Source organism: Shewanella sp. ISS20 (assembly GCF_056522965.1).
Genome location: NZ_JAWRZK010000001.1, coordinates 1,852,400 through 1,877,068 on the forward strand (window position 1 = coordinate 1,852,400; position 24,669 = coordinate 1,877,068).

The 24,669-nt window shown below is 44.6% G+C and carries 25 protein-coding genes and 1 pseudogene; 9 read left to right on the forward strand and 17 right to left on the reverse strand.

The genetic code is table 11. The features are described from left to right. Positions 1–47 precede the first annotated feature (47 nt). The 11 genes from nqrM to AC1HDP_RS08555 form a co-directional block, all read right to left on the reverse strand. Positions 48–281, reverse strand: coding sequence for a (Na+)-NQR maturation NqrM (nqrM, locus tag AC1HDP_RS08505; RefSeq protein WP_479638419.1), 234 nt, complete (start codon positions 279–281; stop codon positions 48–50). Between the two features lie 26 nt (positions 282–307). Continuing rightward, on the reverse strand, positions 308–1,327 hold the full coding sequence (locus tag AC1HDP_RS08510; RefSeq protein ID WP_479638420.1) for an FAD:protein FMN transferase: 1,020 nt from the start codon (positions 1,325–1,327) through the stop codon (positions 308–310). Between the two features lie 22 nt (positions 1,328–1,349). Continuing rightward, positions 1,350–2,606 carry an NADH:ubiquinone reductase (Na(+)-transporting) subunit F gene (gene nqrF, locus AC1HDP_RS08515; protein WP_479638421.1) on the reverse strand — a complete coding sequence of 419 codons (1,257 nt, stop codon included), beginning with the start codon at positions 2,604–2,606 and terminating at the stop codon, positions 1,350–1,352. 43 nt (positions 2,607–2,649) lie between these two features. Beyond that, the gene (nqrE, locus tag AC1HDP_RS08520) at positions 2,650–3,258 is read right to left on the reverse strand and encodes an NADH:ubiquinone reductase (Na(+)-transporting) subunit E (RefSeq protein ID WP_140933385.1); all 609 of its coding nucleotides are present in this window, start codon (positions 3,256–3,258) and stop codon (positions 2,650–2,652) included. A gap of 4 nt (positions 3,259–3,262) precedes the next feature. Further along, positions 3,263–3,895 carry an NADH:ubiquinone reductase (Na(+)-transporting) subunit D gene (locus AC1HDP_RS08525; RefSeq protein WP_140933386.1) on the reverse strand — a complete coding sequence of 211 codons (633 nt, stop codon included), beginning with the start codon at positions 3,893–3,895 and terminating at the stop codon, positions 3,263–3,265. Continuing rightward, positions 3,895–4,692, reverse strand: coding sequence for a Na(+)-translocating NADH-quinone reductase subunit C (locus tag AC1HDP_RS08530; RefSeq protein WP_479638422.1), 798 nt, complete (start codon positions 4,690–4,692; stop codon positions 3,895–3,897). The genes AC1HDP_RS08525 and AC1HDP_RS08530 overlap by 1 nt, the downstream gene beginning before the upstream one ends. Next, a complete protein-coding gene (locus AC1HDP_RS08535; protein ID WP_479638423.1) occupies positions 4,685–5,884 on the reverse strand; it encodes an NADH:ubiquinone reductase (Na(+)-transporting) subunit B in 1,200 nt (399 codons plus the stop codon). The genes AC1HDP_RS08530 and AC1HDP_RS08535 overlap by 8 nt, the downstream gene beginning before the upstream one ends. Then, positions 5,881–7,218, reverse strand: a complete 1,338-nt coding sequence (locus tag AC1HDP_RS08540) for a Na(+)-translocating NADH-quinone reductase subunit A (RefSeq protein WP_479638424.1) — start codon at positions 7,216–7,218, stop codon at positions 5,881–5,883. Before AC1HDP_RS08540 ends, AC1HDP_RS08535 begins: the two co-directional genes overlap by 4 nt. Positions 7,219–7,761: 543 nt before the next feature. Next, positions 7,762–8,271 (reverse strand): S-ribosylhomocysteine lyase, encoded by a 510-nt coding sequence (gene luxS / locus AC1HDP_RS08545; RefSeq protein ID WP_479638425.1) that lies wholly within the window; start codon positions 8,269–8,271, stop codon positions 7,762–7,764. Between the two features lie 325 nt (positions 8,272–8,596). Further along, positions 8,597–8,902, reverse strand: a complete 306-nt coding sequence (locus AC1HDP_RS08550) for a BolA family protein (RefSeq protein ID WP_479638426.1) — start codon at positions 8,900–8,902, stop codon at positions 8,597–8,599. An 82-nt stretch (positions 8,903–8,984) separates the two neighbouring features. Beyond that, positions 8,985–9,566 (reverse strand): alpha-ketoglutarate-dependent dioxygenase AlkB family protein, encoded by a 582-nt coding sequence (locus tag AC1HDP_RS08555; RefSeq protein ID WP_479638427.1) that lies wholly within the window; start codon positions 9,564–9,566, stop codon positions 8,985–8,987. 122 nt (positions 9,567–9,688) lie between these two features. On the opposite strand from AC1HDP_RS08555, the gene AC1HDP_RS08560 reads away from it, so the two are divergent. Then, positions 9,689–10,861 carry a methyltransferase gene (locus AC1HDP_RS08560; RefSeq protein WP_479639860.1) on the forward strand — a complete coding sequence of 391 codons (1,173 nt, stop codon included), beginning with the start codon at positions 9,689–9,691 and terminating at the stop codon, positions 10,859–10,861. Between the two features lie 84 nt (positions 10,862–10,945). Here the strand turns inward: AC1HDP_RS08560 and AC1HDP_RS08565 are convergent, their stop codons facing one another. After that, positions 10,946–12,457: an EAL domain-containing protein gene (locus AC1HDP_RS08565; protein ID WP_479638428.1), complete on the reverse strand. Its 1,512-nt coding sequence runs from the start codon at positions 12,455–12,457 to the stop codon at positions 10,946–10,948. Continuing rightward, positions 12,444–13,184 carry a hypothetical protein gene (locus AC1HDP_RS08570; protein ID WP_479638429.1) on the reverse strand — a complete coding sequence of 247 codons (741 nt, stop codon included), beginning with the start codon at positions 13,182–13,184 and terminating at the stop codon, positions 12,444–12,446. The genes AC1HDP_RS08565 and AC1HDP_RS08570 overlap by 14 nt, the downstream gene beginning before the upstream one ends. Positions 13,185–13,735: 551 nt before the next feature. On the opposite strand from AC1HDP_RS08570, the gene AC1HDP_RS08575 reads away from it, so the two are divergent. Together AC1HDP_RS08575 and AC1HDP_RS08580 are read left to right on the forward strand one after the other, a co-directional pair. Beyond that, on the forward strand, positions 13,736–14,980 hold the full coding sequence (locus AC1HDP_RS08575) for a DEAD/DEAH box helicase (protein ID WP_479638430.1): 1,245 nt from the start codon (positions 13,736–13,738) through the stop codon (positions 14,978–14,980). A gap of 383 nt (positions 14,981–15,363) precedes the next feature. Continuing rightward, positions 15,364–15,618, forward strand: a complete 255-nt coding sequence (locus tag AC1HDP_RS08580) for a hypothetical protein (RefSeq protein WP_140933396.1) — start codon at positions 15,364–15,366, stop codon at positions 15,616–15,618. 35 nt (positions 15,619–15,653) lie between these two features. On the opposite strand, the gene AC1HDP_RS08585 is transcribed toward AC1HDP_RS08580, so the two are convergent. Beyond that, positions 15,654–16,505 carry a sterol desaturase family protein gene (locus AC1HDP_RS08585; RefSeq protein WP_479638431.1) on the reverse strand — a complete coding sequence of 284 codons (852 nt, stop codon included), beginning with the start codon at positions 16,503–16,505 and terminating at the stop codon, positions 15,654–15,656. A 103-nt stretch (positions 16,506–16,608) separates the two neighbouring features. Then, a complete protein-coding gene (locus tag AC1HDP_RS08590) occupies positions 16,609–17,649 on the reverse strand; it encodes a DUF2804 domain-containing protein (RefSeq protein ID WP_479639861.1) in 1,041 nt (346 codons plus the stop codon). A gap of 300 nt (positions 17,650–17,949) precedes the next feature. Here AC1HDP_RS08590 and AC1HDP_RS08595 point away from each other — a divergent pair, with 300 nt between their 5' ends. The 4 genes from AC1HDP_RS08595 to AC1HDP_RS08610 all read left to right on the forward strand — a co-directional run bounded on the left by AC1HDP_RS08595 (position 17,950) and on the right by AC1HDP_RS08610 (position 21,179). Then, entirely contained in the window at positions 17,950–18,522 is a 573-nt protein-coding gene (locus AC1HDP_RS08595; protein WP_479638432.1) for a YajG family lipoprotein, read from the forward strand. Further along, complete coding sequence (locus AC1HDP_RS08600) at positions 18,519–19,109, forward strand: peptidylprolyl isomerase (protein ID WP_479638433.1); 591 nt, start codon at positions 18,519–18,521, stop codon at positions 19,107–19,109. The genes AC1HDP_RS08595 and AC1HDP_RS08600 overlap by 4 nt, the downstream gene beginning before the upstream one ends. Positions 19,110–19,276: 167 nt before the next feature. Further along, positions 19,277–19,597: a hypothetical protein gene (locus AC1HDP_RS08605; RefSeq protein ID WP_479638434.1), complete on the forward strand. Its 321-nt coding sequence runs from the start codon at positions 19,277–19,279 to the stop codon at positions 19,595–19,597. A gap of 178 nt (positions 19,598–19,775) precedes the next feature. Next, positions 19,776–21,179, forward strand: a complete 1,404-nt coding sequence (locus tag AC1HDP_RS08610) for an AmpG family muropeptide MFS transporter (protein WP_479638435.1) — start codon at positions 19,776–19,778, stop codon at positions 21,177–21,179. A gap of 49 nt (positions 21,180–21,228) precedes the next feature. Here the strand turns inward: AC1HDP_RS08610 and AC1HDP_RS08615 are convergent. Both AC1HDP_RS08615 and AC1HDP_RS08620 read right to left on the reverse strand, forming a co-directional pair. After that, positions 21,229–22,553: pseudogene (locus AC1HDP_RS08615) on the reverse strand (IS4 family transposase). A gap of 151 nt (positions 22,554–22,704) precedes the next feature. Continuing rightward, positions 22,705–23,190, reverse strand: a complete 486-nt coding sequence (locus tag AC1HDP_RS08620; RefSeq protein WP_479638436.1) for a YajQ family cyclic di-GMP-binding protein — start codon at positions 23,188–23,190, stop codon at positions 22,705–22,707. Positions 23,191–23,352: 162 nt separating this feature from the next. On the opposite strand from AC1HDP_RS08620, the gene AC1HDP_RS08625 reads away from it, so the two are divergent. Continuing rightward, a complete protein-coding gene (locus tag AC1HDP_RS08625; RefSeq protein ID WP_479638437.1) occupies positions 23,353–23,715 on the forward strand; it encodes a VanZ family protein in 363 nt (120 codons plus the stop codon). Then, positions 23,715–24,668 carry a ketopantoate reductase family protein gene (locus AC1HDP_RS08630; protein ID WP_479638438.1) on the forward strand — a complete coding sequence of 318 codons (954 nt, stop codon included), beginning with the start codon at positions 23,715–23,717 and terminating at the stop codon, positions 24,666–24,668. The genes AC1HDP_RS08625 and AC1HDP_RS08630 overlap by 1 nt, the downstream gene beginning before the upstream one ends. Position 24,669: the final 1 nt, after the last annotated feature.

The following is a 24,669-nucleotide window of genomic DNA, read 5'->3' on the forward strand; positions in this document are numbered from 1 at the left end:
AAGAAAATTATAGTCAAAAAAAAACCGCGTAGTCGCGGTTTTTAACATCATATGATGCGATTAGCATCATACTTGGCGGCCCGCTCGGCCTCGGCTTCAGCGTTGGCCATTTTAGCTTTGCGTTTATCGCAAGGCTCGTCACAGTCACAAGCCTTTTCGATACCTAGTACACCTAGTCCACCGCAACTGCCAGCCACTGCCTTACGCTTAACAATGTAACCTACCGACATCAATAAGAAAAAGAGTAGTAACACAACAAATGCAGCAATAAAAGTACTCATGAAACACTCCAACTAGAGTCAACAGCTTATTGAGCTTGCAGGTAAGCCTTAAAGGCCGGACTGTAGTGCACAACAAAACCTTGGTTATTTTTTTCAATCAACATGATAGCTAAATTCAATTTCTGAGCCAATGCTAATGATGATTCAGTACCTAACACCATCATAGCCGTCGCAAAACCATCTGCTATCATGCAATTTTCATACAATACAGTGACAGATGCTAGGTTATGTTTAATAGGATAACCGGTGCGCGGATCGATAAGATGAGAAAAACGCTCACCATCAAACTCATAATAATTGCGATAATCCCCAGAGGTAGCCATCGCCATATTACCAAGCTCAATCACTTGCTGTACTTCACGGCCATTATCACTGGGCTGCTCAATGGCAACACGCCATGAACTACCGTCAGTCTTATGGCCAAAAGCAGAGATTTCGCCGCCAATTTCAACTAAATAACCCGTGACTTGATAGCTAGCCAAAATCGAAGCCACTTTATCAACACCAAAGCCTTTGGCAATCGAAGATAAATCAACGTATAGCCCAGGCGTAGATTTTGCTAACGTCACACCATCAATGGTTATCTTATCGATACCGGTGTGAGTCATTGCGTCATCAATTTGTGCTTGGCTTGGCTCTGTGGTGGGACGTTTATCTGGCCCAAAACCCCACATATTAACCAAAGGCCCTAAGGTAATATCAAGCGCACCCGCGGTCTTTTGCTGTAAATCAATGCCAGCGGCAATCACCTTGATGGTATCCATTGAAACGGCAATAGGTGTATTGATATCCGCTTGATTAAAGCGCGACAATTCTGAGTTCGGACGATAGGTCGACATCTGATCGTTGACTAATTCAAGCGCTGTATCGATTTGTTGCTGTAATTGTTCGCTACTCGGTAACTTATCATTAGCAACCACGCTTATATGATAAGTCGTCCCCATGGTCTGGCCAGAAAGCTTGACCATATCAGGTGTTGGTGAGCAACCACCCATGAAAAAAGCCAGCCCAACAAGGGCTGGCCAATAGCTTAAGGTCTTAAACATTGGACCTAATATCTCTCTTTAATTAACCACCGAAGTCATCGAGGAGAATGTTTTCATCCTCAACACCTAAGTCTTTAAGCATACCAATTACAGCTGCATTCATCATAGGTGGACCACACATGTAGAACTCACAGTCTTCTGGAGCATCATGGCTTTTCAGGTAGTTTTCGTACAAGACGTTATGGATAAAGCCAGTGTAACCGTCCCAGTTATCCTCAGGCTGAGGATCAGACAGAGCAACATGCCACTGGAAGTTATCGTTTACGGCCGCTAATCCATCGAAATCTTCTACATAGAACATTTCACGCTTAGAGCGCGCACCGTACCAGAAACTCATCTTACGCTTAGACTTAAGACGCATTAACTGATCAAAAATGTGTGAACGCATCGGAGCCATACCCGCACCGCCACCAATAAAGACCATTTCAGCATCGGTATCTTTTGCGAAAAACTCACCAAATGGACCTGAAATAGTGACCTTGTCACCGGCTTTCAAGCTCCAAATATACGATGACATTTTACCACAAGGTAACGTCAAGTTACGTGGTGGTGGTGTTGCAATCCGCACGTTCAGCATGATAATGCCAAATTCTTCAGGATAGTTTGCCATTGAGTAAGCGCGGATTACCGGCTCATCCACTATCGATTCTAGCTTGAAGAAACCGAAATGTTCCCAATCACCACGATACTGTGCTGGTACATCAAAATCAGCATACTTAACATGGTGTACTGGCGCTTCAATCTGAATATAACCACCCGCGCGGAAAGGCACGGTTTCGCCATCAGGAATTTGCAGCTTCAGTTCTTTAATGAAGGTTGCCTTGTTATCGTTAGAAATGACTTCACAATCCCATTTCTTGATACCAAAGATTTCTTCTTCAAGCTCGATTTCCATGTCAGTTTTAATATTTACCTGACAGGCCAAACGGCAACCATGCTTAGCTTCACCTTTACTGATGTGATCAAGTTCAGTCGGCAGAATATCACCACCGCCCGACTTAATATGCACGCGGCACTGGCCACACGAGCCTCCACCCCCACAAGCACTAGAGACGAAGATACCATTCGATGCCAAGGCACCTAACAGCTTGTTACCGGCCGTTGTAGTAATCGCTTTTCCAGGATCACCATTGATACCAATGGTGATATCACCGCTAGATACTAGTTTTGACTTGGCGAGTAAAATCACCAAAACCAGTATCAGAACAATCGCGGTGAACATACCCACACCCAAGTAAACCTCAAGCGGAGTCGACTTAAATATACCGAGAATATCCATTTACTTATCCTTTAAGGTCGTAGACTTAGTCCAACGCAATCGCTTACAGCGACACGCCAGAGAACGACATAAAACCTAACGCCATTAAACCTGCGGTCACAAATGTGATGCCTAGGCCACGTAAACCTTTAGGTACGTCAGCATATTTCAGCTTTTCACGAATACCTGCCAATAACACGATAGCTAGCGCCCAACCTATGCCAGAACCCACACCGAAAACAAAACTCTCGCCTAAGGTGTAATCACGCTCAACCATGAAAGATACGGCACCAAAAATAGCGCAGTTTACGGTGATCAAAGGTAAGAAAATACCTAAGGCGTTATACAAAGGTGGGAAATATTTATCTAAAGCCATTTCCAAAATTTGTACTAACGCAGCAATGACGCCAATAAAGGTAATGAACTTAAGGAAGCTCAAATCGGCTTGCGGTAAACCAGCCCAAGCTAACGCGCCAGGAGCCAGAATACCTTGGTAAATGATTTGATTAACTGGCACCGAAATCGCAAGCACCACAATCACAGCCACACCTAAGCCCATAGATGTAGAAACTTTCTTTGATACTGCCAAGAAAGTACACATCCCCAAGAAGAAGGCTAATGCCATGTTCTCGATAAAAATAGAGCGGATGAGCAGACTGATGTAATGTTCCATCTTATTATCCTTTTGCTTCTACTTGCTCTGGCTTATAGGTACGGATGATCCAAATCAGGATACCAATTAAGAAGAAAGCACTCGGAGGTAACAGCAACATACCGTTAGGTACATACCAACCGCCTTCAGACACTTTCTTCAGAATTTCCACACCAAACAGCGAACCATTGCCAAATAACTCACGAACAAAACCGACAGATAATAAAATTGCGGCGTAACCTAAACCATTTCCAATACCGTCCATGAAGCTCATCATAGGCGGGGTTTTCATAGCGTAAGCTTCGGCGCGGCCCATTACGATACAGTTAGTAATAATCAAACCCACGAATACCGATAACTGCTTAGCCACGTCATAGGCATAGGCCTGTAAGACTTGGTCGACTACTATCACTAACGAGGCGATAATAGTCATTTGCACGATAATCCGCACACTACTCGGAATTTGGTTACGAATTAATGAGATAAATAAGTTAGAGAAAGCAGTAACCGCAGTTAATGCCAAGCTCATGACCAAGGCAGTTTCCATTTTACTGGTCACAGCCAAGGCACTACATACCCCAAGAATTTGCAATGCAATTGGGTTGTTATTAATGATGGGTCCGGTAAGGACCTGCTTCAGTTCTTTTGCATCAGCCATTAGCTCAGACCTCCATCACGGGCCTTGTCAATAAACTTGCCAAAACCTTCGTTGCCTAACCAAAATTGCAGTGAGTATTGCACACCATTGCTGGTTAAGGTGGCGCCAGATAACGCATCGACACCATAAACTGTTTCAGCAACGGCAGGGTTTTTAGTGACTTTAATCGCTAACTCACCTTGTTCATCAAACAGCTTTTTACCTTTCCATTTGGCAATCCACTTAGGATTTTGTACTTCACCGCCAAGACCTGGTGTTTCACCTGAGCCTGAGAAGTCGTAATACACTAAGTTTTGAATGGTGTTCATATCTGGATCAAGAGCTAAGAAGGCATACATGGTTGACCATAAGCCATAGCCTTTAATCGGCAGAATGACTGAGGTTAACTTGCCTTGCTCATCGTGAATCAGATACACCAGGGCATCATTAGCCACGCGCTTGACTGAGGCAATATCATGCTCAGGCACAAAAGAGGTTTTTAGGTCTCTCGCCGCTTTTGCCATGTCATAAGTGTTACCATCAACGCCAGCAATAAAATCACCGGTTTTAAGGTTAACTACTCGCGCATCAACAAACTTGCCATAAGTGGCCAGAACTTGCTGACGAGTCATATCGGCATTCTTGCTGTCGAGTAAATTGGCGGCTTCCAGAATATATTTCTGGCGGTCGAACAATTTATTTTCAGTTTGAATTGGCTTAAGCAATACGGCTGCGGTTGATACAAAAAGCGAACATATCAAACATAAACCGACGACAACTATTAGCGTTCTTGCGAACGAATCCTTTTGACTAGCCACGTGCAATCCTCCGCTTGATATTTGCCTGAACCACAAAGTGGTCAAATAGAGGGGCAAATAAGTTGGCAAATAAAATCGCTAACATCATACCTTCTGGGAATGCCGGGTTTATCACGCGAACAAACACCACCATAGCGCCAATCAAGAAACCATAGGCCCATTTAGCCTGATTGGTAAATGACGCAGAGACAGGGTCGGTTGCCATAAACATCATACCGAAAGCAAAACCACCTAACACTAAGTGCCAATACCAAGGCATAGCAAACATAGGGTTAGTGTTACTGCCAACAACATTCAGTAAGGTTGCAATCACTACCATGCCTAAGAACACACCTAAGATGATGCGCCATGAGGCAATGCGGGCATAAACAAGAATGGCGCCACCAAGCAAAATAGCTAAGGTTGATACCTCACCGATAGAGCCTGGAATAAAGCCAAAGAAGGCATCCCACCACGCAGGTGTAAAGCCATATTCAAGCGTGCCACTGGCGGCTTGACTCAGAGCAGTCGCACCCGAGAAACCATCAGCTACCACCCAAGAAGTATCGCCAGACATATTCAGTGGATAAGCAAAGAATAAGAAAGCTCGTCCCGCCAGCGCTGGGTTTAAGAAGTTACGGCCGGTGCCACCAAAGAATTCTTTAGCTACCACCACGCCGAAAGTGATACCGAGCGCCACCATCCATAACGGAATAGTTGCAGGCAAGGTCAGGGAGAACAGCACGGAAGTAACGAAGAAGCCTTCGTTAATTTCATGGCCGCGCACTGACGCAAATAACACTTCCCAAAAACCACCGACCACGAAAGTCACGGCATAAATTGGCAGGAAGAAACACGCGCCATACCACATTAAGGTAGCAACACCAGCATCGGGAGTTAACTGCGCTCCAAACAAACTAAACAAGCTAACTTGCCAAATATCCGGCGTACCAAAACCTGTAATTAATGCGTCTTGGGCTTGCAGACCAACGTTGTACATACCCACAAACATGGCTGGAAATGTACAGGCCCACACTAAGATCATCATGCGCTTGAGATCTAGGTTATCGCGAACATGGGTTGCCCCTTTATTCACTTTACCTGGGGTATAGAAAATAGTCGCCGCTGCTTCGTAGAGGGCATACCATTTTTCGTATTTTCCGCCTTTCTCAAATTGCGGCTCAATACGTTCGATAAAATCTTTCAAACTCATAAGCCTTCCCTCTCTATGATATCCAGACAATCACGCAGATAGACACCATAGTCATACTTACCAGGACATACGAAGGTACATAACGCTAAATCTTCTTCATCCAGTTCCAATGCACCCAATGCCATCGCGCCTTCGTTATCACCCGATAACAAGTCGCGCAGCAACATGCTAGGTAAAATGTCTAACGGCATAACTCTTTCATACATACCAATCGGCACCATGGCGCGATCTGAACCGCCGGTACTTGTAGTCATATTAAACAGTTTTGATTTATTAAGATGGCCTAAGAATGTACGAGTGAAAGAGAACTTATCGCTACCAGGCATAGCCCAGCCTAAAAATTCTTTTTCTGTGCCTTCTTCCAGCACGCTGACCTGCAAATGGAAACGACCTAGGTAATCAACCGGTCCTTTCGCGGTGCGACCATTAAGGACAGAACCTGAAATAACGCGATCGTTTTGACTTTGGGTTTCACCAGCAACGAGTTCACTGACACATGCGCCCATTTGAGTACGCAGCAAACGCGGCGTTTTCACCTTAGGACCTGCCAAGGCAATCACTCGGTCGGTATATAACTCACCGGTGGTGAATAATAAGCCAATGGCAATAACGTCTTGATAATTCACATGCCATACCGTGCGCTTAGCTGATGCGGGCAACAAGTTATGAATGTGAGTACCCACTAAGCCTGCAGGATGCACGCCAGCAAATTCATGTACTTTCGCGTTAACTGCTGGCATTTGCGCGCCGGCCGCTTTACATAAATACACATCGCCTTGAGTTAACCGTGACAATACCGTCAAACCATTAGCAAAGTCTTGTTCATGCTCTTTAATCACCAACAGAGGGTCAGCGGCTAAAGGTTGAGTATCAATGGCGGTCACGAAAATCCCAGCAGGCACGGAATCCACCGCGGGAGCCTTGCTGAAAGGACGAGTTCGAATAGCGGTCCATAAACCTGATTCAATCAAGTTTGAACGCACTAACTCACCGTCTAATGCGGCAAGTTCATTGGCTGGGTATTGGTTGAATTTAACACCTGCAGAATTATCTTGAGCAATAACAACAGATTGAAAAACCCGTCTTGCACCACGATTAATTGCTACAACTGTGCCACTGGCTAAAGCAGTATATTTAACGCCGGGATTTTTCTTATCCTCAAAAATCACCTGCCCTTTTTGAACGTGATCACCTTCCTTGACTTTCATGGTAGGTTTCAGTCCAACATACTCTTCACCCAAAGTAGCTATATGTTTAATGGCTGGGCCATTATGGATAACTTGCTCTGGTCTACCGGCAATCGGCAGATCCAATCCTTTGTTAATTGTAATCATATCCGCAAGCACTACATTTGAAGGAAAGACAATGCGCCACATTTCTGTCTCTTAAACCAAGAGCTGCTCGGTTAAGGGTTGAGTTAGCGCAGATTATTTACAGAAATGCGAGCCCAATCACGCTGCACGCGCGCATTTTAACGCAACTGATGCATTCCTGCTACGAAAATCATTACCATTTTTCATCTTCAAGTCCTTGAATTAAGTAAAACTTGATTTTGGAAATAGCGTTTGTGAACGTTAAACCCAGTTAAGCACAGCAATTAACGAATATAAGCTGAAAATGCATTAGCTTTTAATCACTTACAACTTGCAAGCCCAAAACAACAACAGGCAACCTTTTGGCAATTTAACTAATGCATTTGATTCACAAATGTCAGTATACGGTAGGAATTCGACTTGAGTAGACTTTAATATCAATTAGATGGAGGTTTTTTTAACACCAGATTTGAAGTGGGTCACATTGACCTTTAAAAAAAAACAAAGGAAAGCTAATAGTAATTAACTCCCCCTTTTTCACTAAATCAGCACCAAAACCATTTGCTACAAGCCCTTTAACAACTCGTCACTTAGGCTTAACTCTTGATTACGATTCACACTTATGCCTGCAGCTATCACGGTTTTAGCAATTTCTTGCGCTTCATCAAGGGAGTGCATCTCGTATGTGCCACATTGATATTGATTAAGCTCAGGAATTTGCGCCTCTGATTGCACCTTGAGTACATCGGCCATTGCCGCTAGCCAAGCTTCTGCCACCGTTAATTCAGAAGGTGTGCCAATCAAGCTCATATAAAAACCTGTGCGGCAACCCATGGGCGAGATATCGATAATTTCAACGCCATCACCATTTAAATGATCACGCATAAAGCCAGCAAATAAATGCTCTAAGGTATGGATACCGCGCTCACTGAGCAAGGTTTTGTTAGGGATACAAAATCTAAGGTCAAATACAGTAATGGCATCACCTGAAGGGGTTTTCATATTTTTAGCCACTCGCACCGCAGGCGCGCTCATGCGTGTATGATCAACGGTAAAACTATCAAGTAACGGCATACCTAGCTCCAGTGACAATCAAGGGGGTTTTATAATAAGGGCTTGTTACTAAAGCTTAAGCAATAGTAAGGGCTCATCTATTGGCTCAGTCTACTTGAGCCAATGCTGTGCTGCGCCTCCAGATATTTCATGATAACGGCATCCGTCATTCGATAACAACTTATTTCCATCCGCATCTAGTTAGCAACACTTGGAACTACTTATTATCTGTTAATCTACTTGGTGATAGATAAAAATCTATTAGCTACCCAATTAATAGCTAAGTACATTTTTTTACCAATAAAAAAGCCCCATCAGGGGCTTTTTTTGAGCTCAATAAGTTAGCTTAACCTTTGCAGTTAGGTGACATAGGTGCGCCGCTCTGCTCTGCCCACTCTGTTGGTGTATAAGTATGCATGGCTAAGGCATGGACGCCGTTAGCTAATTCATCCGCGAGTAAAGAGTTAACGCTACGATGACGACTCAGTAATCTCTGCCCTTCAAACTCACCGCTCACTATCACTAATTTAAAGTGAGTCTCAGAATTGGGTGGCACATGATGGCGATTACTTTCGTTAAGCACCTCTAAATATTGAGGCGCGAAAGCTTGCTCTATCTTAGTTTGGATCTTACTTGCAACTGTGGCACTCATATCCATATCTCTAAATAAAATTGGCAAGCGCAATGTAAACCCTCATGAGATAAAGATCAAATTGCATTAAATAGCACCTGCGCTAGCTCTCATGAAAATAGGGCGTCACTTGCCTGAAGGTGAAATTCCAGCGACTGGTTTGCACTCTAGCGCGCTTTGGCAGGCTATGTTGCCATTCTTGCTGCATAGGATAATGCATGATTAAGAGGTCGCCATCATGCAGGGGGATGGTGAGCTTTTCACCATTACTATGCCGCAGCAAAAAGTCCCGCGTGGCCCCTAAACTGATGGAATAAATATCGCTGCTATCAACAATTTCAGCTTCATTATCACTATGCCAGCTCATGGACTCCTCACCATGGCGATAGTGATTCACTAATACGCCATTCACTGGAGTACCAAAATCTGTAATTAAGCGTTGGCGCAATTGCGCTAACATGCTTGGCCAAGGCTTAGCAGTAATCATTAACGATGAATATTTATAATCACAACCTGAGTCGGCAAACCATGCTTGCTGGCGCGGTATAGCGATACTTTTGCCAAATAGTCGTATCTGTGGCTGAGTAAAAGGGTAAGTGCGCGATTCATCTTGTAATTGCTGACTGAACTCTTGGCTAATATAGCGGGGAAAAAGGCTGATGGGACATATAGCTGGTTTAGTCATGAGCTCCTCGCTTAGCAGATAAATAGTGGGCGCTTACAGGGTTATCTGCGATAATCACCGTCTTGCTTAATTTTAGATTTATAAAGGTATGCTTTGTGTCATCCGTCGATAATGAGAGCCGCATTCAGTCTGCTAATACTAGCACTGAGACAAGCAGTCTAACCCAGTGGCAATTGGGTGAAGACACACTCACCTTGCATCGTTACCCACAAGATCAAGTGTCGAATCTTCAAGCGTGGGACGCAGGTGACGAGCATTTAATTAATATCTTTATGACAGAGATGGCGAACTCGCCCATAGCTCATTGCAGCCTCATCAATGATCAGTTTGGTGCCTTGTGTTGTGGCCTAAGTCGCCGCTTCCCAGAACTTGCCATTAGTATTCAGTCGGATGCTAAAACCAGTCAATTGGGCATAGCGCAAAATTTACTGGCTAATGGGCTTAATCCAAAGATTACTTATCTTAATGCTCGCGCAGCCCTTAACCAAGCTGACACTCAAGTGTTAATGAAGCTTCCTAAAAACCTTAATTTTTTCCGGGAGCAACTGCAGCAACTCAGTCAAAGTTTAGTGCCTGGCGCTAAGGTATTGATTGCCGCTAAAGCTAAGGTCATCAATGCTAGCCTGTTAGCTTTGATTAAAGAGCATTTTGGCGAGGCAAGTGCCAGTTTAACCTTTAAAAAGACGCGAGTGATCACCGCAATTTTTGATGGTAGAGTGCGCCGCGCAGCCACAGCCAAAACTTGGGCCGTACCCGAATATCAGTTAACCCTCACTAACCTATCCAATGTGTTTGCATCCAGTAAGTTAGATATTGGCGCGCGCATTATGCTCGATAATATGCCAAGTGGTGACTTTGGCTCTGTGATTGATTTAGGTTGTGGTAATGGCGTCTTGGGACTGCGCGCCGCTCAACTTTATCCTAAAGCGCACATTCATTTTGTGGATGATTCTGAAATGGCAGTGGCAAGCGCCGCGGATAACTGGCAAATAAATCAGTTTGAATCCGAGCGCGGTCACTTCCATTGGGATGATTGTTTAACCCATATGGGTCAAGAGGATGTTGTTGACTTAGTGCTGTGTAACCCGCCGTTTCATCAAGGCGAGGCCATTACTGATCATATTGCGTGGCAGATGTTTGTGGATGCCCGTAAGCAGTTAGCTAAGGGCGGGTTATTGCAGGTGGTGGGCAATCGCCATCTTAATTATCACGTTAAATTAAAACGGCTGTTTGGTAATTGCCAAACGGCTGCCAGTAATGGCAAATTCGTGATCCTGCGAGCAGTTAAATCATAATCATCAAGATACTTGCTTTTAGACCATAGATTTCATGGTCTAAAAGCTTAATGCTTATTAGCTAATTCATTAAGGACAAAGCGTTTAACGAGTTAAGATAAAACGTCGCAATTCATCGGCATCCATAGACCGAGCGTAATACCAGCCTTGATGCAGATAAATACCCAACTCTTGTAAAATCTCGGCCTGCTCTTGAGTTTCCACCCCTTCGGCAATCACATCGGCCTGCATTTCTTTGGCAATATCCACATAGGTAGTCACAAGTGACAGCTTACTTTCAGCCGACCCCAGTAAACTCACAAAAGCTCTATCGATTTTAATCGCATTAAAGGGCAATTGTTGTAGGTATAAATGACTGCCATAGCCAGTACCAACATCATCAAGTTTTACGCCGCAGCCATAATGTTGGCACGCCGCCACGAACTCTTGCGCTTGAGGCCAATCAGAAATGGGTAAACGCTCAGTCAACTCAAAATTAATGCTCGCCAATGGGTAACCTTGTTGCTGCCATTTATCCAGCATACTAAGCACTGAGCCAGACTCAATATCTTGCGCACTGATATTAATGCTGCACCAGCGCAATTTGCCTGACACTAATAAGGATTTTAATTCCCGCAGCGCACTCTCTATGACCCATAAAGTCACAGCGACCATAGCCGGGCTATGCTCGAGCTTATCGATAAAATCAACCGTTGGTACTTGGTGGCCTTTATGCTGCCACCGCAACAATGTCTCAGCGCCAGCCACTTCTGATGTGCGGGTATCAAACACCGGCTGAAACTCAAGCTTGAACTCTTCATTATTCAATGCTTTAGTGAATTTATGTTGCCAGTATCTAGTGGTTAGTGCGCCGCGCGCCTGAAAGGTCAGCCAAGCGACAAAAGATGACATAGCCAACATCAGCACGAAATAAAACAGCCACAGGTGATTCTTAACCTGCTGGCTTGAACTCAAGGTAAATGCTAATGGCGTTTCGTCACTATCAACATGCACCATTTGGCCACGCTCGTGTGTTGCCCCGACAGTAAACCAAGTGTGCTCACCGACCTTAATGACAGCACCGGATAGAAACCAGCTATTTTTAAGCAAGGTTTTAAATCTTGAGCCTAGTAATAATCGTCTAAATACTTGTACATCGTTATCATCAATTCCCACAAATACCTTAACGTTACCATCAGGATATTTAATGGTATACAGGCCAAGACCTGCCACATTGGTGGACATTTCCACTATGTTTTCAGGGGTAGGCATAGCCCCTAATGCCGAGCAAAATAACGCTTGTTTTTTGAGATACACCATAGGGACATAGTGCTCATCCCTGTCATACATTTGCTGGCGCAACAATTCAATCAGTTCGCTATTGCACTGCTCTTCTTCGACTAAGGCTAATTGCTCTTTAAGCGCCATCATTTGCCTATGGGCATTATGCATATGCTGGTCGTAAAAAAGATTCAATTGCTCAGTTTTATACATTAATAACTGAGTTAACGTGTACTTACTCGCCCACAAAGAGGCCGTCAGCAGCATGATAAGAAAGGTGCCGACAACAAGAGACAGTATGCTGCTATATTGAACCGTAGATCTATGCAACATCATGGTGTAGATGTTCCGCATAAAAATAAGAAAAAGGCAAATTCAAGCCAAAGTTATAGTCATCAGCAGATTGCACATCTGCGAGAATTAAACCAAAGCCACGTTCACGCAGCATAAACAGTTTATCGACCACCACTTGCTCGGGCAGACGCGTACATTCTTGACGTAACCTAGTAGTGTTAAACAGCAAACACTCAAAAAGATGCAAATTGGCTGAGGAAAGAGTATCAATCGAGGGATTCATTAAACATAAACGCACGCCCAGATCTTTTAATAAATACTTGGCCTCGAAGGTAAATTCAGCTAATGCCGTATTGCTATTATGCAGCAGTAAAGTCAGTGTCATTTGCTGCTTAGCTAAATAGTTAAAGAGCTCCATCAAGGTGTTAACTATGGTGATATCCAGTAAATGAATGCGCTCTATGGTCAAAAAAAACCGCGAACCTTCAAGGTTCAAGTCTTGCCCTTGCTCCAATTTAGCCAATAACTGACGCAACATTTTCTTAAAATCATGAATATGGGTGAGGCTGGGATAACCTTGAGCTTGGCTATATTTGTGCTGATACCAAGTTGAATAAATCTCTGCGCCAAATAACTTACCACTTCTATCTATCATATAGCGCGATTGATAATGGCAATCTTCACATACAGACTTATCCAAATTGCTGCAGGCTGAGGCTTGCGACTCAGCAATATTTTTATAGCAAGTATGCGAAAAGATGCAGTTCATTAATTTATCCAAATTTTATGCGGTGGCGGAATTTACATAAAAACACAACCGAACTCAATCTTAGCCCCTTCTATTGGCAGCATTATTACATATCACGGACAACGAACAGATAAGCCACTCGCAAGCGCGCAACAAATAACAAACAACAAGCGCCGCAGCATAACAATCGCAACTAGCGCACAAATAAGCGCCGACCTAAGTGTCAAAAAGCCTTATAAGCAGTCGTTTTTCAAACAGTTAGCTTAAGTAAAGATTAAATCAGAAACACCCAAACAAAATGGCGAGAATTCTGACAACCATGGGTTAACGTTTGCACCAACCAAAAAAAACGCTAAGTTAGCATTTCACTTGATTAGCAAAGCGCTCATCCGCTCTATTAGGTAACAGCTAGGCCTTCAGCAACAATCACAACCCCTATATAACAATCACAAAAATAGCCCTGAAATATCAACATAAATCCGCTTTGCCCCCTGATGATTGCCAGTCAAATAGTAAAATCAAACACGACATCTGCTACAATATTCGCCCCGTAAGAACGAGAACTATGCACTATGTCTTTTAGCGACTTGCCGCTGGCGCCAATCCTGCAACACAACCTCCAAACCTTAGGTTTTACAACTCCCACTAAAATTCAAGCCCTAGCTATTCCATTGGTGGTTGCGGGGCAAGATCTGCTAGCAAGCGCACAAACTGGCACAGGTAAAACGGCGGCCTTTGGCTTGCCAATATTACAGCAAGTGTTAGGTCAAGAGCTCAGCGTCATTCCAGGCAATAGCCCATGCGTTATCAAGGCCTTGGTCTTGGTACCGACCCGCGAACTAGCGCAACAAGTCTTTAGTCAACTCGATGCTCTTGCCGCTAATACTAAGGTGCGCATTAATGTTGCTTATGGCGGCATCAGTATTGGTCCGCAAATCCACAGCTTGGCACTAGGCGTTGATGTGTTAGTGGCAACGCCGGGACGCTTAATCGACTTACTCAAAAAACGTCGGCTTAATCTTAAGCAATTGTCTATGTTGGTTTTTGATGAAGCCGATCGCATGTTAGACATGGGGTTTATGGATGAGATCCGTGAAATCCTTAAGCATCTGTCGAAAACTCGTCAAACTTTATTATTTTCAGCCACCCTCAATGACCATATTTTCAAATTAAGTAAGCGCCTGCAGCACCAAGCACAGATCATAGAAGTGGATGAGCGCAATACCACTGGGGTGAACATTGTTGAGCAGGTATACCAAGTCGATCCTGAGCGCAAATTGGCATTATTAAGTCATTTGCTCAGCAAGAACTCATGGCCACGGGTGCTGATTTTTAGTCGCCAACGTCAAGATGCGGCGCAATTAAGCCAAGTTTTAAGAGAGCAAGGGATAAATGCCGCCGATTTACATGGGGATTTAACGCAGCATCAACGCGAGCAAACCTTAAACGCTTTTAAAAATAGTGAGATTAACGTCATCGTCGCCACCGACATTGCCGCCCGCGGTTTAGATATTGATGATTTACCTGTGGTCATTAATATGGAGCTACCTTTTAAAACCGAAGATTACGTTCATCGTGTTGGTCGCACTGGCCGCGCCGGTTTAAGCGGTTTAGCCATTAGTTTGCTCGACCCACAAGATGAAAAGTTACTGCATAATCTCGAAACATTTTTAGGTCGCCGCTTACCTGAGCAGTGGTACCCAGGCTTTGAGCCTGATTTAACTAAAGAGTATGAGCGCCCAAAGAGCTTATCTAAAGCGGCGCAAAAACAAGCCGCTCGTAAAAAGGCGCTCGCACCATCAAGTAAACGTCGCTAATTTTGCGTAAATAGCCATAAATTAAGCTGCTGGCTTTAATTCACATTTGAATGAGATAGCAGCCCATCATTTCAATCTAATGAGTAAAGTGAATGGTGGGTTCTCATATTTACCATCATTACAACCTGATTTCGGCCAGTCACTCAATTATCACGTCATCTTCAGTTAGCCCTTATTCCTTCCTTATAAATAGCTACATCGCCCGCTTAAACAACCAATGACCTTTCATTAGCCACTAATTCGCCGCAAAATTACGCAACAAACACACCCCAAGCAAGTTTACGTTGCCACCAACAAATACAACATGTGACAATCAAAACACTTACACAAGATAACGATCACCAACCATTTGTATCTTGGCAATACCGACTTAAGGATGAAGAATGAGATTTCAATCAATGCTGGCGCTGAGTCTATTGTTCAGCGGCGCTAGCTTGGCAACTGACACTAAAGTGATGGAATTAGCCTTAGTATCAGATACAGAGTTAATGGACATATCCCAAGTCTGTCACGACTTAGCTATCGAGCTTGAAGTGCCACTTCTTAATCATGATGCTTATATGCTGCATTGTATTAACTCGCGCCTCAATGAATTAAATTACAGTCCATTAGCGGATTTACCGCATTATCCGGAATGAACTGAGCCTGCCGATGAAGAGAATTAGCCTAGCTTTTATTCTTGCGGCGCTGATGGTGGCGCCACTATGGCGGCTAAACGCTGGCGCCAACTGCGCCCCTTAGCCGTAACATCACACCACATATGTTGCCATTCCACAAAAGTCACGGTAATAGGATTAGTGCTATTTACTGGCTTAGTGATGCCATACACCACGGCCTCCACTTCAGGCTCAAAAGTGCCAAATAACTTGTCCCAGATGATCAACACCCCGGCATAATTTTTATCTATGTACTGCGGATTACGGCCATGGTGCACCCTGTGGTGGCTTGGCGAATTAAACACGAGATCCAACCAGCCAAAGTTCTTAATCCATTGGGTATGAATAATAAACTGCAACCCCAAATTCAACAGCACACTCAGCACCACCCATTTTGGCGGAAAACCAATAATGACTAACGGTACCCAAAATAACCACATGCCGGCAAAGGGGTACATTAAGCTTTGGCGAAATGCGGTACTAAAGTTCATGCTCTCAGAGCTATGATGGGTTGAATGCGCCGCCCACCACCAACGCACTCTATGGCTCGCGCGATGAAACCAGTAATAACAAAAATCTTGCGCCACTATTAGCGCGATAAAGCTCATCAGCCCCATAGAAATATCCAGTAGGCGCCAATCAAATAGCCACAGATAAACTTGTATCACCATAAGCCCAACCGTGATGTCGGTTAATTGATGCAAAGCCCCCAGAGCAAAGTTACAACTGACTTCTTGCCATTGATAACTCGCCGATGGCGGCAATCTGCCGCTTTGCCTTGATACACGCCACTCGAGCACCATACACAACATAAATACCGGCGCTAATATCATAAGTAGCCAATCTGGGTGGGCAACCAACCATTCCATAGTGAGCATCCTGTTATTATTGGTTGTTAAATCTTAGGGTTAACACGTCAATCAACTCTGGCACTAATTCAAGCGCTAACTCGAGCGCTAATTCAAATGCAGGCTACCAGCGGGAATAATGATCTTCAGTTAACCCCAACAAGTTACCTATGATGTGGCGTCGCCCTTGGTTATCAATAACATAACCATTAAACACCCCAATGTTTTGTCTAAAGTTACTTTTTAATAGCCACAAGTTACGCCGCTCGCTGCGTTGATTCAGCCCTTGAAAACTAAGATTGACTCGACCATCGATACTCTTAATTTGCCACGCTTGGTTAAGATTTTTTCGGCTAAATTCAAACTGCACAGGGCCGAGTAAATGGCGCTCACCATTACACCAAAATACATTTTCATTCAGACCCGTTTCATTCACTCCCGCCGCCAAATTTAGGCCAATGGCGCCATCAGCGGTAATGGAGTTAATCGACGCCCAGCGCCAACTGGTATCGCGGCGCATAAAGCCCGCGGAAAAATCATAACCTGCCGAGCTGCCGAGCAAGCTGACGGCGGCGCCATCTATTGTTAATGTACCTTTGACCTTAAGGGCATTATGTTTTTGGGTATAGGTCCAGCCGCTATAGCCGGTGGGATTACACAAGGCGAGCGGCAAACTGAGAGGCGGCGCAATTAAATCAAGCTCAGCGTTAATCGCCATCGATTGCAGTGACAAATGCCATTGGCCGTCTGTGATGGTAAAGCGCACACTGGCATGCCTATCAGCAATGGTGCCTATGCCTTGCTTAGGGGATGGCATGGATTGATAACCCAGCCCTAAAGGTTTAAGCCAATCAATTTGCGTGAGCCGATTAGTCTTGATGTGATAAATATAAGCAAAGCCACTGCCAAGATAGCCAATATCAGCCAAGGCAACACCTATGACATAATCGCGAGTCTTGATACCAACAAATTGAAATTGCTTATAATGAAAGTGTTTAGCTAGGCGTGAAGCGGGTTTATCCATGCAGGTTTGATAGTTAAAATCGTCTAAATTCAATTCAGCAACTATGCCATCAAAATAACCATACTGCGGCTCACCGCTTGGGGCAATTAACTGTGCTGGTGCCTTAATAGTCATGATTTCTGGATAACTCTTAGTATCCATAGGTTCTGTCGCTAGGCTGCCTGCTGCGCTCGTTTGGGCATCAGCATTCGCTAAGTTAACAAGCTGTACCATCTTGGAATTCTCATCCGCCATCAATAGGGTTTTTACTCTACCCCTAAGCGTTCACTGAAAAAAGCCTTAAGTTATCAATTTGTAAAAATAATCACACGAGCTCGATTGCTTGGGATGCTACTAAGCTTGGCTTTGGCTTTATTTTGAATAGGCAAGTAACTATGGCGCAAGTTTCATCCTTATGAATTTCTGGTATGCTCAGCTCAAATTCACAACTTATTATTTATTATGAAATTTAACCCTCTTTTGTTGATAAGCCTTCTGTTCCTCAGCGCTTGTTCAAGCACGCCTAGTATCATAGCGCTCTCGCCGCAGTTAGACCCCATAGCTAAACAGCTACATCAAGTGGTGCCGATTGCGATTTCAAGCTCTGATGCTCGCAGCGATAATGCGGTTGTGAAAATCAATCAAGCCAATGGCAAAGTCACATTGGTGAGCCCAGCGGAATCTCCAAGCTTGCAGCTCGAAAACATGGTGCGCACAGGTCTTAACCAAGCAGGATATAGAATTGATCCCGCCAGCAGCACCCACATGAACATAGCACTAAGCACCTTGCTAACTGATGTCAATCAATCGACATTTGATTATGAAACAAAGAGCAATATCATCATCAATGTCACTGCCACCAGCGGCAATAAAACTCTTACTAAACAATATACTATCCGCGGTTCGCGCTCAGATATATTAACCGCTGATTATGCTAGCCTTGAACTTGAGCTCAATAAGTTACTGGCTGAAATCACCCGTAGCATTATTGTAGACCCTGAACTCAACCGCTTTTTAACTGGAGCTAACCAATGAAAGCATGGATGATTGCCGCCTTATTATTAAGCTGTAATGCCTATGCGCAGGACTCAAGTGCGCCGTTGCAGCTAGAGACTTCGTTCCCACAAGTAAAATTAGAAACGACTATGGGCATAATAGTGGTTGAGCTTGATGCCAATAAGGCGCCAATTACCGTTAAGAATTTTCTGACATATGTCACCAAAGGCCATTATGACAACACCATATTTCATCGGGTGATTGATGGTTTTGTGGTGCAAGGCGGCGGGGTTACGCCTGATTTTAAAGAAAAACCAACTCTCACCGCCATAGCCAATGAATCGGGCAATGGCTTATCCAATCAGCCTGGCACCATAGCAATGGCAAGATCTATGGATCCCCATTCGGCCTCCAGCCAGTTCTTTTTTAACGTCGCCGATAATAGCCGCTTAGATCCATCCCCTAAGCGTTGGGGCTACGCCGTATTTGGTGAAGTCGTGAGTGGTATGGAGGTGATTGATGCCATTGCGAAGGTTGAAACTGGCCAGCAACAAACGCTTAATTGGCAAGATGTGCCGTTACAACCTGTGCTATTAAAAAAAGCGACCTTATTGTCAGATAAATAATAGATTCGACAATGACCTCAAGCGCTTACCTAGTCGATATCAGGTAAATTACAAGGCCATAAACGCTTAAAAAGCGTACATTTAATGCTTGAGCAATGCGAGATATTCCTTAATACTGGACGGGCAATTAACCTTGCAACATGTTTACAACAAATGGAGGCGACGCGATGACCCGAGAAGAGTTCATCGACAATAAGGCGCCCCAGCTGGCGTTTTATACTAATGCTTTTTTGATGGATCAAATTGCATTTGATGAAATCCAGCTTTACCTGTGGGACACCCTGGAGGAATGGCAACAATGGGACTATCAGGGCGAAGCTCAGTCAGATATAGAGCAAGCGTTCTGGCATCTGTTACATAACTTTGATAAATGGCCCGACTGGGTGTTGAGAGGGAATCGATTTTTGCGCCAGCAAATACAGCAGTATTCTGACTATCTCAGCATCGGCGGCGATAAACCGTCATCGTGTGTAGGTATTTGTCCTTAACAAGATTGCTATTAACATGGGTGTAAGCCTTGAAGATGTAAATGATTAGCCCAGCTTGCTGGGCTATTTTTTTAGGCAAATACACCTGCCGAAAACCAAAGCGCTTATTCATGGTTTTACTTGCCCAAGCTGGCAGCGCACCGTAAGCTAGGTTTTCCAATGGTCACTAATTGCTGATATGTCATTGTTTTCTCGCCTTTGCGCGCCTTTTTCTGTGTATTGTCACCGCCGCGTCCTGATCTTATTACTGCTTGGATTTTCAGCAGGCCTGCCTTTAATGCTTGTGTTTTCAACCTTATCGTTTTGGTTAAGGGAAGCTGGCATTGATAGAGCCGCCATAGGTTACTTCAGCTGGATTGCGCTAACCTATGCGTTCAAATGGTTATGGTCTCCTTTGGTCGATAGAATATCGATTCCAGTGCTGACACGCTTAATCGGCCGGCGGCGCAGTTGGATGCTGCTTTCTCAAATCATTCTCATACTCGCGATCATGGGAATGGCAAGCAGCGACCCATTAAAAGATCTCAATCACTTAGTCGCCTTTGCCTTAATGGTAGCTTTTGCTTCTGCTACCCAAGATATTGTCATCGATGCTTTCCGAATTGATTCCGCGCCGCCTAGCATGCAGGCAGCGCTTGCCGCGGCGTATCAAGTAGGTTATCGCAGCGCTATGATAGTAGCCACCGCAGGTGCGCTAACCATAGCCGCGTGGAGCAGTAATTACAGTGACGCTTACAGCTTATCTGGCTGGCAATACGCTTACTGGGTCATGGCCATGGTAATGGGCGTTGGCGTATTGGCCACGCTACTGGCGCGCGAGCCTAAAGTTAATACCGAGCAAAGCGATGCCATACAGCAACAAATGTATTTACGCTTATGCGAGCATCACCCTCAACGCCTAGCACGCTTATACGCTTGGTTTTATAGCGCTTGCGCCCTGCCCTTTATCGACTTTTTTCAGCGTTATGGCCGCAATGCCTTACTCATTTTGGCGCTGATTGCCTGTTATCGTATTTCCGATATTGTCATGGGGATTATGGCCAATGCGTTTTACGTAGATATGGGCTTTAAAAAAGAGGAAATTGCGGCGATAAGCAAAGTCTTTGGCTTGATAATGACGTTAGTGGGCGCGGCTTTTGGTGGCATGTTAGTCAATCGCTTTGGCACCATGAAAATCCTATTTTTAGGCGCGCTGCTGGTTGCTAGCACTAACTTGCTGTTTGCATGGCAAGCCCTCATTGGCTACAACGTGCCGTTTCTAACCTTTGCCATTTCCGTTGATAACTTTAGCGCGGGAATTGCAACGGCGGCCTTTATTGCCTATTTATCCAGTCTCACTAGCAGTGGCTTCAGCGCCACTCAATATGCGCTGTTATCATCCATCATGCTGTTATTCCCTAAGTTTATCGCGGGGTTTTCAGGGGTGTATGTCGATAACTTTGGCTATGTGAACTTCTTTATTGGCTGCAGTTTAATTGGCTTTCCGGTGTTAATTTTAATTAGCCTAGTTAATAAGCGCGTGCCGAGCGCAGAGTTAACCGATGAGCAAACTGTCAGTCATAGTGATAATCCTGGGCTGTAATTGATTGAATGTTTCAGGTAAAAAAATGACGGCCATGGGCTAATGCCGTTCACTTAGTGTGAACGGCATTTTTCTTAGGCTTAATGGGATACTTGTTTTTACTCATTTTTAACGCACGTGGATAGGCCCTATCCCGTTTCCCATCTAGCTTGAACTGCCTTGCATTACGCACTATGTCCAAGACATCTCTCGGAACATTCCCTGGCGTTTGAGATGGCAGCTGAGTCAGTTTGAAAATGATATAACTCGACGCATCTCTAAAGCTCAATTGATTCGGATGTAACGACGGTAAGCTTTTAGCCATCAACACCATCTTGTATCTGATGAGGTTATAGGCCAACAGTACCCCCCCACAATTCTTGGATAACCAGCTCTGGTAATTGACTGCGTAGCGTAAAGCGACTCTCCAGCAGGTGTTGCTTCATCTCCCGATAGCCCACTGCTATCTCCCATCGATGGGCATATAAATCCGCTATTTCGGCCCCCGGATAACGTAAGGGGTCAGTTAATGAGGTCAAAATGGAAACCAACTTACCTTTTACCGTCTTCGTCAGTAAGCGAGCTTCAATATTGTCAGGCAATAGGCCACTTCTTTCTGGCTTGAGCTGTGGTGGTTAACTGCACCAGTTGGTCGTGTTTTCCTAAAGAGCGTACCACTTCATATTGTGTGCCTTTCTTCAACGGCAGCAGCCAGTGGCTGTTAGGTTGAGCCTGTTGCCAGGCGTGCAAAAGCCCCAACGGATAGAAGCCTCTGTCAAACAGAGTCAGGCTGTTATTGGGTATGCTGGATATCAGTTCGGCGGCTAAATTCATTTCACTGACAGCAACAGAATCAAAGGCGCTGTTCAATACCAAGTGGCTGCTTAATTCCATCATGCAAACCATACGAATTTGAGGATAAGCAGCATCACCAGCAGCATTGGCGGTTTTGGCAAAGGCCTGGTTGTTTTGCTCACTATCAGGTGTTCGCCACACGACACCATCGACACCGTAGAGGTTGAGTCCACACCAATGAGGATGCTCGGCTCTCTCATGCCAGGTTTTGGCACTTCGCTTAAACATATCCTGAACAACGTCAGAGCCCAGCCGCTTGCGCGCTTGCGTGACAGCACTGCGAGCCACGTAATCCACCTCTTGAGGTAAGACGATAGCAAGCTTATTGATGAGAGAGCGGACGGACTCGCCTCTGAACAGAGCCATACCAATCACCGCCCAAATCATGGCATCCATAGGTAACTTACGTCGCCGTAAACTGGCAACACCATGTGAATCAAGGCACGACTGAATTAAATCAGGCTCAAGCACATCGGCCAGACAGGTGAATTCGGTATGACGATTGATATGAGTACGCGCCAAAGCGTCTGAAAGTTGCATAAAAAAATCCGATGACATGGGGTCATCGGATTTTGATCCTTTCAGTGAGATCGTCAAGCGATCTGTCTTAACTGATCGGCATTAGGCCATGGGCCGTCATTAAGTGCAGTGAACCAAGGTTAGCCTTGGTTACTGGCAGAAACGGTAATCATTAATCACGGAAATTGTTGAACTGGAACGGTTGCCCCAGCTCAGAATTACGCGCTAACGCCATTACCGCTTGTAAGTCATCACGCTTTTTAGCGGTAATACGCACTGATTCGCCTTGAATGGCGGCCACGACTTTAAGCTTACTGTTCTTAATTTCTTTCACCAACTTTTTGGCGGTTTCAGTATCTATGCCTTGCTTGAATTTCACTTTCAGGGTAAAGAACTTGCCAGAGTGAATGGCTTTGTCTTCCACTTCCATGGCCGCAGGGTCAACATTACGCTTGCTTAACGAACTGCGCAGTACATCAACCATCTGATTACATTGGAAATCAGACTCAGAGCGTAAGCTCACCTGATTATCTTTATATTCTACTTCGCACTCAACGCCACGAAAATCGAAACGAGAATCCAGTTCACGCTTACAGTTAGCAACCGCATTACGCAGTTCTACTTCATCAACTTCAGAAACAATATCAAAAGAAGGCATAATTCATTTTCCTACCATCAAAAACCCAAGAAGATAATTTTAACTGCCATCCGCCTCAAGGTGAAGGTAAAACCTAAGATCATGGATAATTTCAACACCAGAGGTGACAGAATCGAGCTATTTGCATATGATGTGCGTTCAATTAGTTAACGATGTTATGCCGTGATAGTTAAACGTATTATTTTCAAATTCGCGTTATTACTTGCCGTATTAGTGATTAGCTATCTGGTGTTTTCTCGCCCTAACTATTCGCCATCAGTGCCTCATCTCGATAAAATCGGTCACTTAAGCGGTTTCTTTTGCTTGTCTTTATTAACCTATTTGGCTTTCAAACCTAAGTGGCCAATTCTGTTGATGATAATGGCAGGCTACGCCTTGTTGATTGAAATAGTGCAATCCTATTTACCCTATCGCAGCGCCGAATTTGGTGACTGGATAGCCGATATGTCAGGCGTTGTCTTATTTTACGTATCGCTCTGGCTCTATCAGTTATTTAGCCCAGCGCCAAAAAGTATTGAATCCTAATGTCCTTAGCCCCAGCTCATATCGCCATTGTCGGCCCTGGGGCTATTGGTCAGTTAATTTATCATCAACTCAATCTCCATCAACATAAGTGCTTACTGCTGTGGCCCAAAGATCAAAGCGCGATTCCAACGCAATTAACCTTTATTGACCGTCAAGGCGAGCATCATCACAGCCATCATCAAGGCTTGAGCCTTGCAAGTGTTACTAAGGCTGAGCTTGCCTCCATTCAGTTAGTCATAGTCACAGTTAAGGCTCATCAAGTGCTTAGCGCCATAGTACCGCTACTGCCCAAATTAGCACCTAATTGCCAAATACTGTTATTACACAATGGCCTTGGCCCCCATTTAGCGCTAAAAGCGCATTTAAGCGCGCAGCCTCAACCCCTTGGCTTATTGCTTGGTACCACATCTCAAGGCGCCATGCGTATAAATGATTATATCATTGCGCACACAGGCACTGGGATTACCCAGTGGGGACAAGCCAGCGCGCCGGCTATCAACGCAGGCTTACCTATTAGCGCAAGCTTACAGCAAGCGTTTAGCTCTGCTATCCCAGACTGTCAGTGGCAAACTGATATCATCAATGCCTTATGGCAAAAACTCGCCATCAATGCCGCCATTAACCCATTAACCGCCCTTCATAACTGCCGCAATGGTGAGCTAAGTGACGCGCGCTTTACTGGCATAATTACCGCTGTAGTGACTGAATTAGTGCAAGTAGCAGCGGCTGATGGGGTCGCACTAAATTATGCTGAGTTACTCGCACGGGTATATTCTGTGATTGCCTTAACTGCTAACAATTACTCATCTATGCAGCAAGATATGGCGCACGGGCGACAAACAGAAATAGCCGCCATTAATGGCTATATAGTGGCAAGAGCCCAAGCCCATCAACTGGAAGCGCCGCAAAATCAGCAACTACTTGCATCCATTTTGCAGCGCCAAGCGCATTAAC

Excerpts from the sequence above, each read along its gene's own strand:
- nqrM (WP_479638419.1), bottom strand. The coding sequence starts at position 281 with ATGAGTACTTTTATTGCTGCATTTGTTGTGTTACTACTCTTTTTCTTA.
- AC1HDP_RS08510 (WP_479638420.1), bottom strand. The coding sequence starts at position 1,327 with ATGTTTAAGACCTTAAGCTATTGGCCAGCCCTTGTTGGGCTGGCTTTT.
- nqrF (WP_479638421.1), bottom strand. The coding sequence starts at position 2,606 with ATGGATATTCTCGGTATATTTAAGTCGACTCCGCTTGAGGTTTACTTG.
- nqrE (WP_140933385.1), bottom strand. The coding sequence starts at position 3,258 with ATGGAACATTACATCAGTCTGCTCATCCGCTCTATTTTTATCGAGAAC.
- AC1HDP_RS08525 (WP_140933386.1), bottom strand. The coding sequence starts at position 3,895 with ATGGCTGATGCAAAAGAACTGAAGCAGGTCCTTACCGGACCCATCATT.
- AC1HDP_RS08535 (WP_479638423.1), bottom strand. The coding sequence starts at position 5,884 with ATGAGTTTGAAAGATTTTATCGAACGTATTGAGCCGCAATTTGAGAAA.
- AC1HDP_RS08540 (WP_479638424.1), bottom strand. The coding sequence starts at position 7,218 with ATGATTACAATTAACAAAGGATTGGATCTGCCGATTGCCGGTAGACCA.
- luxS (WP_479638425.1), bottom strand. The coding sequence starts at position 8,271 with ATGCCGTTACTTGATAGTTTTACCGTTGATCATACACGCATGAGCGCG.
- AC1HDP_RS08550 (WP_479638426.1), bottom strand. The coding sequence starts at position 8,902 with ATGAGTGCCACAGTTGCAAGTAAGATCCAAACTAAGATAGAGCAAGCT.
- AC1HDP_RS08555 (WP_479638427.1), bottom strand. The coding sequence starts at position 9,566 with ATGACTAAACCAGCTATATGTCCCATCAGCCTTTTTCCCCGCTATATT.
- AC1HDP_RS08565 (WP_479638428.1), bottom strand. The coding sequence starts at position 12,457 with ATGATGTTGCATAGATCTACGGTTCAATATAGCAGCATACTGTCTCTT.
- AC1HDP_RS08570 (WP_479638429.1), bottom strand. The coding sequence starts at position 13,184 with ATGAACTGCATCTTTTCGCATACTTGCTATAAAAATATTGCTGAGTCG.
- AC1HDP_RS08575 (WP_479638430.1), top strand. The coding sequence starts at position 13,736 with ATGTCTTTTAGCGACTTGCCGCTGGCGCCAATCCTGCAACACAACCTC.
- AC1HDP_RS08580 (WP_140933396.1), top strand. The coding sequence starts at position 15,364 with ATGAGATTTCAATCAATGCTGGCGCTGAGTCTATTGTTCAGCGGCGCT.
- AC1HDP_RS08585 (WP_479638431.1), bottom strand. The coding sequence starts at position 16,505 with ATGGAATGGTTGGTTGCCCACCCAGATTGGCTACTTATGATATTAGCG.
- AC1HDP_RS08590 (WP_479639861.1), bottom strand. The coding sequence starts at position 17,649 with ATGGATACTAAGAGTTATCCAGAAATCATGACTATTAAGGCACCAGCA.
- AC1HDP_RS08595 (WP_479638432.1), top strand. The coding sequence starts at position 17,950 with ATGAAATTTAACCCTCTTTTGTTGATAAGCCTTCTGTTCCTCAGCGCT.
- AC1HDP_RS08600 (WP_479638433.1), top strand. The coding sequence starts at position 18,519 with ATGAAAGCATGGATGATTGCCGCCTTATTATTAAGCTGTAATGCCTAT.
- AC1HDP_RS08605 (WP_479638434.1), top strand. The coding sequence starts at position 19,277 with ATGACCCGAGAAGAGTTCATCGACAATAAGGCGCCCCAGCTGGCGTTT.
- AC1HDP_RS08610 (WP_479638435.1), top strand. The coding sequence starts at position 19,776 with ATGTCATTGTTTTCTCGCCTTTGCGCGCCTTTTTCTGTGTATTGTCAC.
- AC1HDP_RS08620 (WP_479638436.1), bottom strand. The coding sequence starts at position 23,190 with ATGCCTTCTTTTGATATTGTTTCTGAAGTTGATGAAGTAGAACTGCGT.
- AC1HDP_RS08630 (WP_479638438.1), top strand. The coding sequence starts at position 23,715 with ATGTCCTTAGCCCCAGCTCATATCGCCATTGTCGGCCCTGGGGCTATT.